This window comes from Pseudomonas sp. ES3-33 (genome assembly GCF_000952175.1).
In the GTDB taxonomy this organism is placed as follows: domain Bacteria; phylum Pseudomonadota; class Gammaproteobacteria; order Pseudomonadales; family Pseudomonadaceae; genus Aquipseudomonas; species Aquipseudomonas gregormendelii.
On the sequence record NZ_JZRI01000104.1, the window covers coordinates 17,741 to 34,286 of the forward strand.

The 16,546-nt window shown below is 53.6% G+C and carries 14 protein-coding genes and 5 pseudogenes; 10 read left to right on the plus strand and 9 right to left on the minus strand.

Annotation, left to right across the window (positions count from 1 at the left end; all coding sequences use genetic code 11):
• Positions 1 to 204: 204 nt before the first annotated feature.
• Positions 205 to 1,743 (plus strand): annotated as a pseudogene (locus UB23_RS17740) (IS3 family transposase).
• Positions 1,744 to 1,947: 204 nt separating this feature from the next.
• A complete protein-coding gene (locus UB23_RS17745; RefSeq protein WP_269082906.1) occupies positions 1,948 to 2,439 on the plus strand; it encodes a GGDEF domain-containing protein in 492 nt (163 codons plus the stop codon).
• 62 nt (positions 2,440 to 2,501) lie between these two features.
• On the opposite strand, the gene UB23_RS17750 is transcribed toward UB23_RS17745, so the two are convergent.
• Positions 2,502 to 3,299 carry a substrate-binding periplasmic protein gene (locus UB23_RS17750; RefSeq protein WP_045060607.1) on the minus strand — a complete coding sequence of 266 codons (798 nt, stop codon included), beginning with the start codon at positions 3,297 to 3,299 and terminating at the stop codon, positions 2,502 to 2,504.
• A 514-nt stretch (positions 3,300 to 3,813) separates the two neighbouring features.
• Positions 3,814 to 4,566 carry a histidine utilization repressor gene (hutC, locus tag UB23_RS17755; protein ID WP_045060608.1) on the minus strand — a complete coding sequence of 251 codons (753 nt, stop codon included), beginning with the start codon at positions 4,564 to 4,566 and terminating at the stop codon, positions 3,814 to 3,816.
• Between the two features lie 94 nt (positions 4,567 to 4,660).
• On the opposite strand from hutC, the gene UB23_RS17760 reads away from it, so the two are divergent.
• On the plus strand, positions 4,661 to 6,025 hold the full coding sequence (locus UB23_RS17760) for a formimidoylglutamate deiminase (RefSeq protein ID WP_045060609.1): 1,365 nt from the start codon (positions 4,661 to 4,663) through the stop codon (positions 6,023 to 6,025).
• A 395-nt stretch (positions 6,026 to 6,420) separates the two neighbouring features.
• Here the strand turns inward: UB23_RS17760 and UB23_RS17765 are convergent.
• Positions 6,421 to 7,353, minus strand: a pseudogene (locus tag UB23_RS17765) (tyrosine-type recombinase/integrase); the annotation flags it as partial.
• A gap of 70 nt (positions 7,354 to 7,423) precedes the next feature.
• Between UB23_RS17765 and UB23_RS17770 the strand changes: the two are divergent.
• Positions 7,424 to 8,400 (plus strand): annotated as a pseudogene (locus tag UB23_RS17770) (IS5 family transposase).
• A 133-nt stretch (positions 8,401 to 8,533) separates the two neighbouring features.
• Here the strand turns inward: UB23_RS17770 and UB23_RS30585 are convergent.
• Positions 8,534 to 8,881, minus strand: coding sequence for an integrase arm-type DNA-binding domain-containing protein (locus UB23_RS30585; RefSeq protein WP_330218107.1), 348 nt, complete (start codon positions 8,879 to 8,881; stop codon positions 8,534 to 8,536).
• Between the two features lie 75 nt (positions 8,882 to 8,956).
• Here UB23_RS30585 and UB23_RS17780 point away from each other — a divergent pair, with 75 nt between their 5' ends.
• Complete coding sequence (locus tag UB23_RS17780) at positions 8,957 to 9,199, plus strand: hypothetical protein (protein ID WP_045060611.1); 243 nt, start codon at positions 8,957 to 8,959, stop codon at positions 9,197 to 9,199.
• Between the two features lie 3 nt (positions 9,200 to 9,202).
• Here UB23_RS17780 and UB23_RS17785 read toward each other — a convergent pair whose 3' ends face one another.
• Positions 9,203 to 9,424 (minus strand): hypothetical protein, encoded by a 222-nt coding sequence (locus UB23_RS17785; protein WP_045060612.1) that lies wholly within the window; start codon positions 9,422 to 9,424, stop codon positions 9,203 to 9,205.
• A gap of 283 nt (positions 9,425 to 9,707) precedes the next feature.
• On the opposite strand from UB23_RS17785, the gene UB23_RS17790 reads away from it, so the two are divergent.
• Positions 9,708 to 9,929, plus strand: coding sequence for a hypothetical protein (locus tag UB23_RS17790; protein ID WP_045060613.1), 222 nt, complete (start codon positions 9,708 to 9,710; stop codon positions 9,927 to 9,929).
• A gap of 524 nt (positions 9,930 to 10,453) precedes the next feature.
• On the opposite strand, the pseudogene UB23_RS30315 reads toward UB23_RS17790, so the two are convergent.
• Positions 10,454 to 10,624: pseudogene (locus tag UB23_RS30315) on the minus strand (nucleoid-associated protein); the annotation flags it as partial.
• A 120-nt stretch (positions 10,625 to 10,744) separates the two neighbouring features.
• Here UB23_RS30315 and UB23_RS17800 point away from each other — a divergent pair.
• The 3 genes from UB23_RS17800 to UB23_RS17810 all read left to right on the plus strand — a co-directional run bounded on the left by UB23_RS17800 (position 10,745) and on the right by UB23_RS17810 (position 13,330).
• Positions 10,745 to 10,963, plus strand: coding sequence for a hypothetical protein (locus UB23_RS17800; RefSeq protein ID WP_045060615.1), 219 nt, complete (start codon positions 10,745 to 10,747; stop codon positions 10,961 to 10,963).
• 586 nt (positions 10,964 to 11,549) lie between these two features.
• Entirely contained in the window at positions 11,550 to 11,873 is a 324-nt protein-coding gene (tnpA, locus tag UB23_RS17805; protein WP_045060712.1) for an IS66-like element accessory protein TnpA, read from the plus strand.
• A 533-nt stretch (positions 11,874 to 12,406) separates the two neighbouring features.
• A complete protein-coding gene (locus UB23_RS17810; protein WP_045060616.1) occupies positions 12,407 to 13,330 on the plus strand; it encodes a sensor domain-containing diguanylate cyclase in 924 nt (307 codons plus the stop codon).
• 163 nt (positions 13,331 to 13,493) lie between these two features.
• Here UB23_RS17810 and UB23_RS17815 read toward each other — a convergent pair whose 3' ends face one another.
• The gene (locus UB23_RS17815) at positions 13,494 to 13,658 is read right to left on the minus strand and encodes a hypothetical protein (protein ID WP_330218108.1); all 165 of its coding nucleotides are present in this window, start codon (positions 13,656 to 13,658) and stop codon (positions 13,494 to 13,496) included.
• Between the two features lie 193 nt (positions 13,659 to 13,851).
• Here UB23_RS17815 and UB23_RS28655 point away from each other — a divergent pair, with 193 nt between their 5' ends.
• Positions 13,852 to 14,067 (plus strand): transposase, encoded by a 216-nt coding sequence (locus tag UB23_RS28655; RefSeq protein WP_082069205.1) that lies wholly within the window; start codon positions 13,852 to 13,854, stop codon positions 14,065 to 14,067.
• Between the two features lie 296 nt (positions 14,068 to 14,363).
• On the opposite strand, the pseudogene UB23_RS28660 reads toward UB23_RS28655, so the two are convergent.
• Both UB23_RS28660 and UB23_RS17825 read right to left on the minus strand, forming a co-directional pair.
• Positions 14,364 to 14,821: pseudogene (locus tag UB23_RS28660) on the minus strand (transposase); the annotation flags it as partial.
• Positions 14,822 to 15,039: 218 nt separating this feature from the next.
• Positions 15,040 to 16,485 carry a tyrosine-type recombinase/integrase gene (locus tag UB23_RS17825; RefSeq protein WP_045060618.1) on the minus strand — a complete coding sequence of 482 codons (1,446 nt, stop codon included), beginning with the start codon at positions 16,483 to 16,485 and terminating at the stop codon, positions 15,040 to 15,042.
• Positions 16,486 to 16,546 lie beyond the last annotated feature (61 nt).

A 16,546-nucleotide genomic window follows, 5' to 3' on the forward strand; every position in this document is an offset into this window, starting at 1 on the left:
AATAGCCCTATTTTTTTGGTTTGTCACCAGATTGCCTATACATGTAATCATGTATATACAAGCGTAATCAAGAGAAATCTATGTTGCTTGTTCTTGTTTCTGGGGGGGGGGCAGCAGATTCAAAAACCGACCTAAGCCCGTTGCCGCTTACCGAAAACTGACCCAGGGGGGCGGTAGAAATCTTGGACTACCTGAAGGTAGTTCATGTATTCATACGAAGATCGCATCCGAGCAGTCAAGCTCTACATCAAACTGGGAAAGCACACCGGGGCAAATATTCGTCAGTTGGGCTACCCGACGAAAAGCTCTCTGAATAGCTGGTATGAAGAGTAGGAGCGATGCCACGACCTGTTGCGTGGCTACGTGCTCTCGAAGCTGAAGTACTCATCGGCCCAAAGGGAAAAGGCTGTCGGGTACTATCTCGACCACGGGCGCTGTATCGCCTCCACCATCAAGGCTTTGGGCTACCCTGCACGGGATTCGTTGCGTGCCTGGATTCACAAATTGCACCCCGAACTGCACGCGCGCGTCGTCGGTCAATCTGACGGGCTAGCGCGCCCGCCAGTGATGAAGCAGGCCGCGGTCATCGCGCTGTGCACGCGACAAGAAAGTGCGAACGCCGTGGCTCAAAAGCTGGGCGTGTGCAGGCCGCGTTGTACAACTGGAAAAATCAGCTATTCGGCCCAGAGGCATCCGCATCCATGAAGCGGCGACAAGAAACTCCATCGTCACCGGAGCGAGAAGAGTTGGAGCGGCAACTTGAATCTCTTCGGCTCGACGTGCGCCGTCTGCAGCTTGAGCACGACCTGTTGATGAAAGCGAATGAACTCATAAAAAAAGAGACGGGCATCGACCTGCAAGTCCTGACCAATCGGGAGAAGACATTGCTGGCTGCCGCCCTGAGGCAGGCATGCTCGTTGTCAGAGCTGCTTGAAGCGCTGGGCTTGCCCCGAAGCTCCTATTTCTATCATCGAGCCCGAATGCAGGTCGCGGAAAAATACACCGAAGTGGGTTGTGCCATGGCGGACATTTTCGAGCGCAATCATCGCTGCTATGGCTACCGCCGGATGCGGGCTTCGTTGATTCAGGCAGCGTGTGCGTCTGTCAGAGAAGGTGGTGCAGCGCTAGATGAAGCAGGAGTGCCTAGTCGTCGCCAAGCCGAAACGGCGTCGATACGGTTCCTACCTCGGGGAAATCACTCCATCGCCGGAAAACCTCCTCAGCCGCGACTTCAAGGCTGTTGCTCCGAATAATAAATGGCTCATTGGCATCACGGAGTTCCAGATCCCGGCCGGCAAGGGGTACCTGTCCCCCATGATTGACTGCTTCGATGAAAAGGTCATCAGTTGGTCGATCGGCACGCGCCCGGACGCCGGGCTTGTGAACACGATGCTGGATGCCGCCGTCGAAACGGTGGCCCGCAACAGCAAACGGCCTGTAGTTCACTCCGATCGCGGCGCCCACTACCGCTGGCCCGGCTGGTTATCGCGCATCGCTGATGCGAAGCTGGTTCGTTCGGTGTCGCGGAAGGGATGCTCACCTGACAACGAGGATTATGAAGGCTTCTTCGGCCGGCTGAAAACGGAACTGTTCTATCCTCGCAACTCGCAGTCAACGAGCATCGAGCAGTTCATTCAGGCCCTGGATTCATACATTCGCTGGTACAACGAGAAACGAATCAAGATTTCTCTCGGCGCTCTCAGTCCTGTTGAGCATCGTGAGAGCCTGGGCCTCGCGGCATAACCAGTCCAAGTTTTTTGCCGCACCCCCGGTGGGTCAATCAGCGCCAACAGTTTAGGGGATATTCTGACTGCGGAAGCATTGATAATCCTTGCGATTCTCGCAGGTGCATTCGTACTAATGCCGGTGGTATTGGTTCGACATTTCAACGTGATCTAAAGAGCAGAGGTCGATCACGAACGCTCGGCCTATCTCGAACCCCGTGATATTCTAACCAAATTGCCGAAACACTACCTCTTCGCCGATCGTTTTGATCAGGCCCTTTCAAACTGGACAGTGAGTGGTACTGCGTTTGCCGTACTGTTGTTCGATCTGGATCATTTCAAGGAAATTAACGACAAGCATGGCCATGAGGTCGGTGACCAGGTTCTCAAGGCAGTCGCCAATCGCATGCTTCAGGTCACTCGTTTTTGTGACACCGTCGCGCGTTACGGTGGCGATGAATTCGTGATTCTGATCACCGATCTAATCAGCCCGGAGAGTGCTGAACTGGATGCTGAGAGGGTGCTGCAAGCCATCGCACAGACCGTGGCGACAAGCGCAGGAAAGCTATTACTGTCGTGCAGTCTCGGAGTCTATCTGTGCCCTAATCATGGCCAAAGTCTGGGCTCGTTGCTGAAAGCGGCGGATCAGGCAATGTACGGCGTTAAACAACTGGGATGCAAAGGAGTTGCGATGATTGAGTCCTCAGGAGCTTGAGATGCTTACAAGCACTACGTTTTTCCCGAACACCGCAGTCGGATAGTCAAGGCCACATGAGGCTAAGGAAACCAGCGCATGTGAATATCCTTGAGGGAGCCGTTGGCCTCGATGCGGCGATAGCCCTCGTCATACATTTCCAGCGCTCGCAATCCGTCTGGATGGGCCAGGCTAAAGCCTATCGTCAAGGTTGCCACTCCGCAATTGAAGGCAAAGCGCACTACATCCTCTGTGCCTGACTGTATGGCTTTTTGATTCCTGACCTCCAGGTCATTGCTCATTATCAATGCTGCCTGAAAACGCCGAGCTGCGAGTTTTTGCAGGCTTATCAAGTCCGAGAGGGAATTCTCGAATACCACCCCTGAGGTTTGGAGTGCCATTGCTTGGGTTGAGTATTCGTAATCTCTGGTGATTCCAACGACAGTGCTAGGCGGCAAAATACATTGCCCATCTGGCGGCTTCGGCAATGGAGCATTGATATGTTCAAAGATGTCGTTCCTCACTTTGAAGATTGGTCGCGCAGCCAGCTTGATCCTGGCTTCGAATTCTGGTTGCCAGCTCATGTTGAAGCAGGCGGTGACTTGGCCGCTGAGCACCAAGTATTTGCAGCGTGAGTAAGGCACTACTCTTAGTTGAATCTCTACACCCATCTCTTTGAAGGCGGCAACAACCACGTCATTAGCGTAACCGGTGCCATCGCTCCTTGACCATGGTGCGGCAGCATCTTCCACCATGATTGTCAGTGTCTCGCGCACCTCCTGTGCGATGCAGGCGCTTACTGCCAGCAGCTGGAGTGTGCATGCCATAAGGGTCGGCGCAACATGTGGCCACATTCGGTAGTGAGTCTTTTTATTATACATGCGGGCTTCGTTTAATCGTTGATTTCACCTTAGGTGAATAGAGTATTTAACTACAGTCTAAAATCGAGCGGCTATTTGCACGGTAAAATACAAACAGTACTGCGAGTGCTAGTGGTTATATTCGAAAGCGATTGATCAAGGGTTTAACCGGCATCGATCCGCAGCTTGGGCAGTGACGAATTCCGGCGGCAAAGCAGTGGAGACATAAGCAGTTCCAACACAAATGCTATGCGCCAAGCGACTCATCGGCCAGCGAGCGTAGCTAATCGCCGACAATGTCAGTGATTCCGGCGATGCGGACATTGAACAGTATCAACAGCGCTGCGCCAGTGCCGATCTGTAAACTACCCGGCGGTTCATGTTGGTGACTTGGCTATACGCATCTTCAATTCCATCGCCTTTCAGGATGGCTTTGATGCGTTCATTGAGTGTAGAGATAGCATCCAGGGCAATGTCGAGAGTACTGCTCGAGTCGGAATATGCGCAGATATCCGGCGGCACGATTCGGAACTGATCATGAACTGAAGCGCCCCTCAAGGCGATGTCGTGAGCCCGGATGTATCAGTCGCGCAGAGGTGACGGCCTGATTGCCGGACCAAGTACGCCGACGAATCAACAGGCAGGGCTCATTGTGATCAATCTGCAATAGCCTGCACTCTTCCGCCTCAGCGAGGATCGCTTCGACCACATGCTCACCCTCGGTCAGGGGGGCGACCCTTGACAGGTAGGCATAGGGAGTCTGCACGACGAAATCCTGCTGGAGATAATCCGGAGCCAGTACAGCATTCACGTAGCGATCTTCAAGTTGCACCGCCACGTCGTCCTCATAGTGTACGAGCAAAGAATGAAACACCCTCTGCCCTTCGCGCATGTTCAATGCGAAGGCCCGCTCAGGGCTAGCCGACTCCTCGGTTAGGAGAATCACCTTGCAATGATGGCGATGGTCGCGTGACTTTATTTCATCGGCAATGTTGTTGACCTCAAATAGAGCCGAATGACCCTTGCGTTCCGCGACGAAAGTACCCACCCCTTGCATGCGCATCAACAATCCATCAGCTGTGAGTTCACGAAGGGCGCGATTGATCGTCATACGACTAAATCCTAGTGCGTCCACCAGTTCGCTTTCCGAGGGTATCCGTTGATGGGCCAGCCAAGTGCCACTCTGTATCTGTTGAGTGATCATCCGTTTGACTTGCGCATAGAGCGGCGCTGGCACATCGCTGATTTGATCTGCCAACGAGGATGAGTTTTGTGGCTGCTTCGACATGTGGTTCTCCTTGTCATGCTGAGTAGTAGTTTACTCTTATCTCAAACATCTGTATATGTATATACAATCTAATTCCGTCTCATAGGTTGTCTTTATGCCTGCATTCATAGCTCCCTGCGCATTGTTACCCGAAGGCTGGGCGCACGACGTACATTTTGAGGTTTCCACCTCCGGCCACTTGGAAAAAATCACCATTGGCGGCTCATCTGAAGGGGCTGAACGCTTACGGGGACCTGTGCTACCAGGTATGCCAAACGTTCATTCGCACGCATTCCAACGCGCGATGGCGGGGCTTGCCGAAGTTGCCGGTAACCCAAACGACAGCTTCTGGACTTGGCGTGACCTGATGTACCGAATGGTGGGTCGCCTTTCTCCCGAGCAAATGCAGATTATTGCGCGGCAGCTTTACATAGAAATGCTCAAGGCCGGCTACACGAGCGTGGCTGAGTTTCACTATGTGCATCATGATGTCAACGGCATTCCCTATGCCGATCCAGCCGAGTTAGCTTGGCGTATCAGTGAAGCCGCTAGTGAGGCGGGTATAGGCCTAACTTTGCTCCCTGTATTATACAGTTACTCTGGTTTTGGCTCTCAGGAACCGAATCAGAGTCAACGACGCTTCGTAAACACCACCGATAGCTATCTTGACTTGCTGGAGCGTTTAAAACCACATCTGGCTCTAAAAACGGCACAGCGTCTCGGTATCTGTTTTCATTCCCTCCGAGCGGTCTCACCCGAGCAAATCAACGTCGTGCTAAACGCGGTGCATCTTGATCAGCCGATCCATATCCATATTGCCGAACAGTTGAAAGAAGTAAGCGATTGCCTGGCCTGGGCTGGTCGCCGTCCGCTGCAATGGCTTTATGAAAATGTTTCTATCGATAAACATTGGTGTTTAGTACATGCAACACATGCTAACAGCAATGAGATTGCTGCCATGGCACACAGCGGAGCTGTGGCAGGACTATGCTTAACTACAGAAGCTAATTTGGGAGACGGTATATTTCCGGCCGTTGACTATTTCAGGCAGGGAGGGCGCTTCGGAATCGGGTCAGACAGTCACGTATCGCTTAGCGTGGTTGAGGAATTACGTTGGCTGGAGTATGGACAGCGCTTGCGCGACCAACGACGTAATCGACTTTACTGTGACGACCAACCAATGATCGGTCGCAATCTCTATGACGCAGCTTTGAGTGGTGGCGCTCAGGCGCTTGGGCAGTGCGTCGGGACGCTCGAGGTAGGCAAACGGGCCGATTTATTGGTTCTGAACGGTGATAACCCGTATATAGCAACTGCCAAGGGCAATGAAATTCTCAACCGTTGGTTGTTCGCTGGCAGCGACTCTCAAATATGTGATGTCATGGTCAATGGTCAGTGGGTGATCAAGAATGGTCACCATGCTGAGGAAGAGCGTAGCGCTCGAGATTTCACCAACGTGCTGAAAAGTCTTTTGGCTTAAATAGGTGTGGTTGGCCAAAAAACGCGGAACTAATAAGTTGGAAGGCATGATAGTGCGTAAACAAGATGTCAGCTCGATACCAGAAATATTTAATTTAAAGAGAAAGCGGTGAGCGCTCAGCTGGAATCTGTTGGATTACTAAGGCGGAATCGCAGTCAGTTCAATTGACTGACTGCTTTTGGCTATTGGATGCTGACTGAGAGTGCTATCGATTCCAAATTGCTAATCGATATGGATCTCAGCGGCTCACAGTGCCAGAACAATCCGAGCTTTCGTTCTAATTAGATTGGCTTTCTCAAGGCTGACTTGCGCCAAATATTCGGTTAAGCGTGTTTAATTGGCACCACTTCCTCGGCATCGGGATTGGTCAACATTTCCAAGCGTTCCCCTAGTAATCACCAGGCGTCACGCTTTTCGTTGGCATAGTCATGGTGCAGGTAATGGCGGCGCACTTTGGAGCCGCCTAGCAGGTCATGCTAGGAGCGGTCGATAATTTCCAAGATTACGCCAAGTTCTTGCATCATCGTTGCGCCTGTGCGGCGTAGGTCGTGCGGCGTCCATTTACCTTTAGTGCCGTTGTTCAGCACCAACGCGTTGTCATGGCGGCGGCCTGATGGCGGCTTGCTACGGTTTTTGAACTTCTCCTGCTGGTCGCCCAAACGCTTGGAAATGCTTTTGAGGTCAACGTGGCCGGCATTGTTGGTGGCGGGGAACAGGTACGAGGACTCGCCTGTCAGGGTATGCAGTTCCTTGAACTGACGCTGGGCGAAGGCGGAAAGAAAGACGTGGTGGTCTTGGCGTTTGCCTCGCTGCCTTTTGGTGTTCTCGGCTGGGAGAAGCCACGTTTCCTTATCTAGATCGACGTGTTGCCACTCACCCTTCAATAAATCACCGATGCGACATAGAGTACTCAGGCATATCCACAATGCGAGCTGAGCTTTTCGTTCCAGGGGGCGCACGCCGGAGTATTTCCGGCCGCCGGGGAGGGCGAAATAGTTTCGCTCCATGCGTTTTAAAATGTTGTGCAACTCCCTGATTTCATCGAAAGACAGTACTCGGTCGCGCTGTTCCTGGTAGTTGTGGTCGAGCAGTTTTTCGACTTCCACCAACTCGGACGGGTTGCCGTCAATCATCAAGCCGCGCCAGGGCTTTCGCTTTTCCGCCCAGCGCAGCATCTGCCCTATATCATTATTCAGAATAACCACGGCCCGGTTCAGGCCGCGAGCTCGTAAAGCGCGTAGAACAGCCAGTAAGTCCTTCTCGGTCAAGTCTCGCAGCGCCTTCTTACTTATGGTGGGCAGCACGTTCTTGCTTAAGCTGCGCCTTAGGGAAACTCTGAAAAAGACTTTCAGATTTGGTGAAATAGCCGCCTGATCCGAACACGACGGTTGAGCCCCGATGAAACAGATGTCCTTCGCCGATGCCGAGTACGCCGGCAAACGTAAGCAGACCCGCCGCGAGCGTTTTCTGATCGAGATGGATCAGGTCGTGCCCTGGAAGGGTCTGATTGCCTTGATCGAGCCGTATTATCCGAAAGGCGAAGGTGGTCGTCCGGCGTATCCGCTGATGGCGATGTTGCGAGTTCATCTGATGCAGAACTGGTTCGGCTACAGCGATCCAGCGATGGAAGAAGCGCTGTACGAGACCACTATCCTGCGCCAGTTTTCGGGACTGCATCTGGATCGGATTCCCGATGAAACCACGATCCTCAACTTCCGGCGCTTGTTGGAGAAACATGAATTGGCCGGCGGATTTTGCAGGTCATCAACGGTTATCTGGGCGACCGTGGCCTGATGTTGCGCCACGGTACGGTGGTCGATGCGACGATCATTCATGCGCCGAGTTCGACCAAGAATAAAGATGGCAAACGCGACCCCGAAATGCATCAGACGAAGAAGGGGAACATGTATTTTTTCGGGATGAAAGCGCATATCGGCGTCGATGCCGAGTCGGGTTTGGTGCATAGCCTGGTGGGCACGGCGGCCAATGTGGCGGACGTGACGCAGGTCGATCAGTTGCTGCATGGCGAGGAATCATACGTGTCTGGCGATGCTGGTTACATCGGCGTGGACAAGCGTCCTGAGCATCAGAATCGCAAGATGATCTGGTCGATTGCCGCCCGGCCCAGCAGCTATAAAAAACACGCGAAAAAGAGTTTGATCGGGCGCCTGCGGCGCAAAATCGAATATGCGAAAGCACAAGTGCGGGCGAAGGTTGAGCATCCATTCCGAGTGATCAAGCGTCAGTTTGGCTATACGAAAGTGCGCTTTCGCGGCCTGATGAAAAACACCGCGCAACAGGCCACGCTATTTGCCCTGTCGAACCTGTGGATGATGCGAAAACGACTGCTGGTCGCGGGAGAGGTGCGCCTGTAATGCGGGAAGAGCGCCTTGAAAAGGCGTCGCTCAAGGGTGAAACGATGAGTTAAGAACAGGAAAGGTCTGATTTCTGACCAGCCAGCGCTTTTTGAACCTCTACCAACGAGGGCATCAAAAATCGCTGACTACTTCAGACCTTCCTTAGTTCTGCATTGCCATCCTGACGGGCCACACCGTCCGTTAGCCACTCGTTGAATAGATCGGCTACTGTCAGGTTCTCGGTGGCCTTGCGCTCGGCTTCGGCAATGATGGCCTTGTTGGCTGCCTGTTCTTTAATTCTATTAGCCGTCTTGTCGTCGCTGGGGTTGATGCCCTCGGCCACCTTCTGGCGTGCCCGGTCGCGTACTGTGCGGATGCTGGCTATCCCAGAGTCAGGGAATGTCCCGCATTGATGCCACGCTACCTTGCCATTCCAGCGGAATCGCCAGGCTCGGCCGGTTTGTTTTCTGTGGGCATGGGGTGTCCTTGGGCGGGTCATGCCCGGGCTGGCGTGAAGTTAGTTTGTGGGCTATTGGTTGATGGTCCGGCATAAGGCCGGATCAAGGAGCGATTTATGAGTGAAGTTTGGCCTTCTTACGTCTGCTCCTATCGAGAAGAAAATTTGCTCATCTCTTTTTCGGTGAGGGGGAATTACCAGAGGATCTTCGTCTCTCCTGACCAGCAGCCCGATAGGCCTACTGATAGCCAGCTGGTTGTGTACGATGTGATTTTCGGAAGCTGGCCGACGTATGAAGAGGCGCTTCACTCGGGAATAAAGGCGGCCGAGAAGTTCGTCGACGATCACTGGGCGACTTGAATTTCAATATGCGAGGGAGAGTCCCTGCGACATCTCCTTCGCCCGCTTATTCGACCAGGCCAGCAAATCCGCAATAACGTTCTTCTTGAACATGCTGCGCTGGCGGTAATAGTCCACAGCGTGGCGGGACACGGAGAAGCAAATCCCCTCTTTGAATACCTGCTTCACCAGCTCGTCGTGCATGTTCTTCTCGATGAATTCATGAGGTGTCATAGCGGCACCCATTCGTGCACGTCGTTGGGGTGATCGCGCCATTCGTCAAGCTTGAATACCAGAGTGCCGGGAGTGCACAGCCATGCGCCGATAATCGGTTCGCCAGTTAGGCTGTAACCCGATTTGATAGCCCGCAGGACGCGCCGGCGGATGCGCGGGCACGACAGATCAATCCGCTTTATGGGGGGTAGACATTGAGTGCCTCCAGGTGCGCGCCTGCCTCGCCGGCTGGCGTGATTCGTTGAAGTGGCGTATTGGTTAAGGCGAGATATGGAATCGGGCCGAGGATGCCTCAATGATTGACGAGCATAAAAAAATAATTGGAATTCCAGAGGGCCATAAGCTAGTCCGCAATGACTTTGAATGGTTGGGACCGGATAGCGAGAAAGATACCGAAGTGCACTATTACGAAGAGCTCAATGCTTTAGGCAAACCAGTGAGGAAGTACGAGGTTTCTGTGGTCACATCAATGCGTCCTCCATACGGAACCAGAACGCACATCTCCATAGCTGGCTGAACAAATGTTGCCGGACGCCTTCGCGCGTCTTCTAGTTGGTATTCGGGGGCAGTAGCTGAGGGCGGGTTAGGCGAAGATATCGAGCTGAGCTGCCTGATACTCACTCTGGCCCGAGGCAGGCGCTCCAGCTCCTGCCGCGCAGCTTCAATCTCTCCAGTGTGCTGGCCTCGTTCACTATCGATGCTCACCGCCGATCCGTCTGGACGGCGAATCGTCCGTACTCCGCGCGGCTCACGCTCAACGGCGTAACCAAGACGCCGCCATAGCCCATTGGGGCTTTCGAATTGTGGGGTCGAGGTTATCCCCAGTCAGGCGCCGCCCTCCATCCAGAGCGCAGCGTTGCGGTAGGTGTTAGGCGGCGGCACGCATCAGCTGATCGGTAGGCCTTCGGAGCGGCCGGTGAAGTGCCGGAATTTGTTCAGGGTCTTCTTGTCAGCGGGAATGGTCGATGACCGTCCACACCTTCTTGGCAGTCGATGAAGTCTCGGAAGTAGTCGTTTGCCTTCCGACCATTCTTGCCCTTGGAAGAAGCCCCAAGCCTTGCCGGTCTTGGCGTTATAGCTTTCATTGAACTGGTTGACCAGTTCGTCGCGAGCTTGGTTCTCTGCCAGCTCGCTGACACTGCAATGCAGGATCGCTGGGCTGCCGTCGGGCTTCTTGTCGATCTTGTGGATGATGCTGTGGAGAATAGGCATTGCGCTTACCTCGGGTAGGCGCCGCCCTCCGTGACCGGATGCGACAGTGAGTAGTGGCATTTTGGGTGTGTGTGGAGTATTTCTGTCCTCCCTGTATTGAGCCGGAAGGAGGAAATGCGGATGATTACTGATCGAGAAGTTGCGCTTGAGCAAGCGTTGGTAGCCATCATTGGGGCGGCCATTGCCAGTGGGCTCGATGTAAAAACTCTGCTGGATAATGCGGCAGCGGGCTTGTTGGGTAACGCACCATACCTCTGCGTAGGGCACCCGCATGTATCAAATGCAATTCAAGTGATGAGCAAAGCTCATGAGATGGCGTTGGCCGCTGCAAGAGCGTAATTGCTCAAGCGAGATTATTCATCGCGGTAGATGCGCAGGGCTTCGCGGTTTTAGGCGAGCTCAAGCTTTCGCGCCACGGTCTCGGGTACTACCTATTTTTGTTTCGGTGGTGGTAGCAGGAAGCAAAGGACGTGCTCACGCCGGACTTCGTGAAGGGGAGGGATTATCAACCTCATCGCCGCGCTTTGATCGTTTGCGCCAGTCCATTTCACCAAGTCATCCAGTGCTGCCAAGGTTACAGGCCAGGCACCAGACCTAATCGGCGCACTGTCTGAAATGCGCGCCACGTTTTGGCAATCTTCGATTTTGTGGCCCGGGCCAACAAACCGCACAAAACCTTCCGTGCCCAGGTCTTGGACATGATGAATCATCAATGTAAGCGCCTCGCCCTGCTCAGTGATCCCGACCCACTACATCAGTTCGGCCAGCCCCAGCTTCAGGGCGGCAGGTGAATTGATGATCTTCTCAATGCGCAGGCCGACCAGTGTAAGCGTCCGGCGAAGTCACCTACCCGATCCCAACTATAAGGGCGATGGTGTCAGTTCAAAAATACGTGGACACCATCGCCCTTATCGTCAGGATTACTATGCGCCAACGAACCTCTTATCCCAAACCCTTTAAAGCCCAAGTCGTCCAGGAATGCCTGCAACCTGGCGTGTCGATGGCCAGCGTAGCCTTACGCCACGGCATCAACGCCAATCTCGTTCGTAAATGGATACCTGCTTATCGTGATCGTCAGGCGCCGGCGTTGCCCGCTTTCGTTCCGATGAAACTAGAGTCCCGAACCCAGCCCGATCAGCAAGTGTCTGTCAGCATCGAGGTTCCTTTTGGGCAGCAAAAACTCACCTTGAAGTGGCCATCCTCAGATCCTGATGGTTGCGCCCGTTTTATCCGTGAGGTTGCCCAGTGATCCGCATCGACGCTATGCCATGGTGTGTTTTTGGTGGCCGGCTTAAGGCATGCGCAGCAGCGGCCACCCTGCTGTAGCCTCACCCGATAAAGCTTGGCTCGACCCTTTGGAGAGATAAGCATTCTTTTGCCCCATCGGGACTCGAAGTTCTCATCCCATGCAGGGGCGTGAGGGTTTGCAGCGGCCTTGATCTTGATATGTCGCACAATCGGCGTGTCCGAGGCGTCTACTGACGCTTCCGTGTTGGCGCCGATGCCGAATTGATCCAGTTACCGAGATGCCACTGACCCAGTCTGATTCCTCGCGAACCATTTCCTGTGCTGGACTTCTGCCGATTGGAGTTGGGTCAGTCTTGCGTCGGCACGTAGGTCAATTCGGCGTTGGCGCCTATATGTAATGTTCTGCGATACCCCCAACCTGCGCGGCTTATGTATTCTTACGGTGCTTAGCACTATAACCTTCAGCCAACCAGCGGCAGTGGAGGCTCTTCACTTTATCGTGTTTGTGATTGGTTAACCTTATTGGGAGTGATCATGGATGGTTTTGAAAGCGCGTCTAAAAAAGCGCTGGCGTTTCTTCGCCGCAAATTAGGCTTCCAGATGTGTATGGTCACGAGAACTGAGGGCAATGACTGGGCAGTTATTCATCGCGACGATCAAGGCTATGGCGTCGCTCCTGGTGATGTCTTTAATTGGGGCGATTCCTTTTGTAGCGAAATGGTGGCAGGGAATGGTCCCAATATCGCCCCCAATTCAAGTCGAGTGCCGGCCTATGCTGCGTCGGAAATAGGTCGGAAAATTCCGATAGGTGCCTACATAGGCGTGCCCCTTCTACTCTCTGATGGCAGCTTGTTTGGCACCTTGTGTGGCATTGATCCCAAGCCGCAGCCAGACAGCCTTGCTGATAATCAAGATCTGATCGAGTTGGTTGGCAGCATGCTTAGCACGATTTTGCAGATGGAGTTGAAAGCCGACGAGGAAGAACGAAGAGCTGAGCGCTATCAGGCACAAGCAATGACGGATGCGCTTACGGGGCTTTATAACCGCGCGGGATGGGATCAGCTTCTTGTAAAGGAGGAGGCACGATACCAGCGCTATCGCCAATCCTCGGTCGTCATCGTTGTTGACCTAGATGGGCTGAAGGAGACTAACGACTGCCTCGGCCATGCTGCCGGCGACGCACTAATAAAACGTGCAGCAACTGCATTGTTGAAAGCCTCAAGGGCGGAAGATGTTGTGGCAAGGCTAGGGGGTGATGAGTTCGGAATTATCGGAGTTAACTGCGATCTAGAAGGTGGCCTTGCACTGTGCGAGAGGATAAAACTAGCGCTCGAGAGTGAGGGAGTCAAGGCTTCCTATGGGCTCGCTGCAACCAACAAGACGATACGAATTTCTCAAGCTCTCACAATCGCGGATCAGGCGATGTATCAGCAGAAGCGTCAAAAAAAGTCGGCGTAACAGTAGCCTACAGACAAGCCAAGGTTGTTCAAGTGTTTCGGCTCACACGAAAACCCTGCACTTGACCGGGCTGCACTCATTGGGCTGGTTTCAGTCTTCCGGGTCAATCTTTTCCTGCGGTTTTCACCTGGCTACGAGGTCAGCCATCAACTTGGCAATGGCATCACTCTTGTCTGCCAGCACCTCTTAGATGCTCGTTGACTCGGTCATACGTATCCGCGGAGCCGCGCTGATCGATCCGGATGCGGATCTCTTCGATGGCGCATCCGAGCGCCATGGTGTTCTGGTTAAGGCGGTAGATCAGGGCAGGGGTTTGATCTTCAGGCATGGCCACTTCTCCTTTTAATTAGGGAAGCGCAGCAGCCAAAAGCAAACACCCTACTTTTGCTGATGTAGGTATTTCTGAATTGCATCAATTGTATCCGTCCTGCCAAGTCATCTACCCAGCCCCGCAAAGCCAAGACATGGTGTGTACTTAAATTTAAGTGGGCACCAGTTCTAGCCTTTTAAGCGGGTATTTCATGCAGCTAACACGCCGTTCCTATTCAAAATCCTTGAAAGCACAGGTCATTCAAGAGTGTGTCCAGCCCGGTGCTTCGATTGCCAGCATCGCGCTCAGCCATAGCCTCAACGCGAACCTCGTCCAAAAATGGATTCGGGTACACACGCAGCAAAATACGGCGCTGCAACCTGCATTCATTCCGCTATCTATGCAACTGGCCGAAGTGAATTCGTAAGCTGGATCGCCGAATATCTGCGTCGAAATCCTGCACCCACGAGGCACCGTCAAAGTAAGCTGGCCAACTGAAAGTGTTGCTGCTTGCGCGAGCTTTCTTCGAGACTTGCTGCGATGATCCGCATCAGCTCCATCAGGCTCGCCATGGAGCCGATGGAAATGCGCGCTGGTACCGAGACTGCATTGGCTAGAGTGATCGCGGTGTTCGTTGCGGCGAAGCCGCACTGTGCTTATCTATGCGCCAACCGCCGCGCTACTCGGATGAAAGTGCTGGCGCATGTGTAACCCACACCGGCTCTGCCGACTCGCATCCGCGTCAACGGCAAAGCCTTCGCCTTTGACCTGGCCTGCGTCTATGCAGTGACGCAGCACTTCATTGAACAGCCAGTGAAAGAGATCGCTGTCCCGAAAACGGCCGTGTCGTTTTTTGGAAAAGGTCGAATGATTGGGGACTTCATCTTCAAGGCTTAACCGGCAGAACCAGCGATACGCCAGGTTCAAATGGGTCTCCTCGCACAGCCGCTGCTCGGAGCAAATACCGTAGCACTAGCCCACGATCAGCATGCGGATCATCAGCTCAGGGTCAATCGAGGGGCGCCCGATCGGGCTATAAAAATCGGCGAGGTAAGGGCGCGCAGGTCGCTCAGATCGAGACACCGATCAATGCGGCGCAGAAGGTGATTGGCTGGGATGTGATCTTCAAGGTTGAACGAGTAAAAAAGTCGCTCGTGCCCACTCGATAACTGTTCCATCATGCTGTGCGATCCCCGCCGGCCAATGCAGAGATTTTGCCGCAGCCCAGACTGGGGAGCTACTTTTTCAACAGAATCGGCTATTGGATGCTGACTAAGAGTGCTATTGATTCCAAGTTGCTGATCGATATGGGGCTCTGCGGCTCACAGTACCAGAACAATCCGAGTTTTCATTCGAATTAGATTGGCTTTCTCAAGGCTGACTTGTGCCAAATATTCGGTCAAACGTGTTTAATTGGCACCACTTCCTCGGCATCGGGATTGGTCAACTTTTCCAAGCGTTCCCCTAGTAAGCGCCAGGCGTTACGCTTTTCGTTGGCGTAGTCATGGTGCAGGTAATGGCGTCGTACTTTGGATCCGCCTAATAGATGATTTTGGCAGCGGTCGATAATTTCCAAGGTGACGCCAAGTTCCTGCATCATCGTCGCGCCCGTGCGGCGCAAGTCGTGGGGTGTCCATCCACCTTTGGTACCATGGCTCAACACCAGCGTGTTGTCATGGCGGCGGCCAGATAGTGGCTTACTACGATTCTTGAATTTCTCTTGCCGGTCGCCCACACGTTTGGAGATGCTTTTGAGATCAACATGGCCGATGTTGTTGGTGGCGGGGAACAGGTACGAGGACTCGCCTGTCAGGGTATGCAGTTCCTTGAACTGACGCAGGGCGAAGGCAGAAAGAAAGACATGATGGTCTTGCCGCTTGCCTCGGTGTCCTTTGGTGTTTTCGGCTGGGAGAAGCCACGTTCCATTTTCTAGATCGACGTGTTGCCACTCACTTTTTAGCAATTCACCGATGCGGCAGAGGGTACTCAGGCATATCCACAATGCGAGCTGGGCTTTTCGTTCCAAGGGACGCACGCCGGAATATTTTTGGCCGGCTGGCAGGAAGGCATAGTCGCGCTCCATGCTCTCGAAAATGTCGCGCAACTCCCTGATTTCATCCGCAGACAGAACCCGATCACGCTGTTCCTGGTAGGCGTAGTCGAGCAGCTTTTCGACTTCCACCAGTTCGGCTGGGTTTCCGTCAATCATTAAGACGCGCCAGGGCTTTCGCTTTTCCGCCCAGCGCAGCATTTGACCCATATCACTGTTCAGGATGACCACGCCCCGGTTCAGGCCGCGTGCTCGTAATGTTCGTAGCACTGCGAGCAAATCCTTCTCGGTCAAATCTCGCAGAGCTTTCTTGCCGATGAAGGGCAGCACGTTCTTACCAAAGCTGCGCCTCAACTCTGCATTGCCGTCCTGACGGGCTACACCATCCTTTAGCCACTCGTCGAAGAGGTCGGCTACTGTCAAATTTTCGGTGGCCTTGCGTTCAGCTTCGGCAATGATGGCCTTGTTGGTTGCCTGCTCTTTAATCCGGTTAGCCTTCTTCTCGTCGCTGGGATTGATGCCTTCGGCCACCCTCTGGCGTGCCCAGTCGCGTTCGCTGCGGATGCTGGCTATCCCGGAGCTAGGGAATGTTCCGCATTGATGCCACGCTACCTTGCCGTTCCAGCGAAATGCGTATTTAAAGCGGATGCTGATTGAGCCGTCCGCATTGATGCGAATCTCTCCAGATAGCCCGCCCCCGTCGCTAATAGTGTCGCCTTTCCAATCAGCAGGGATGACTTGCAGTTCTTTTACTTTCCACACTCCACCTTTGCCTGCTTTGGGGTATCTGGTCATATCGATCTCAGGGGTAAACAAAGGGGTAAACAGAAATGGTAGCTAATGCTGGGCGTTTATG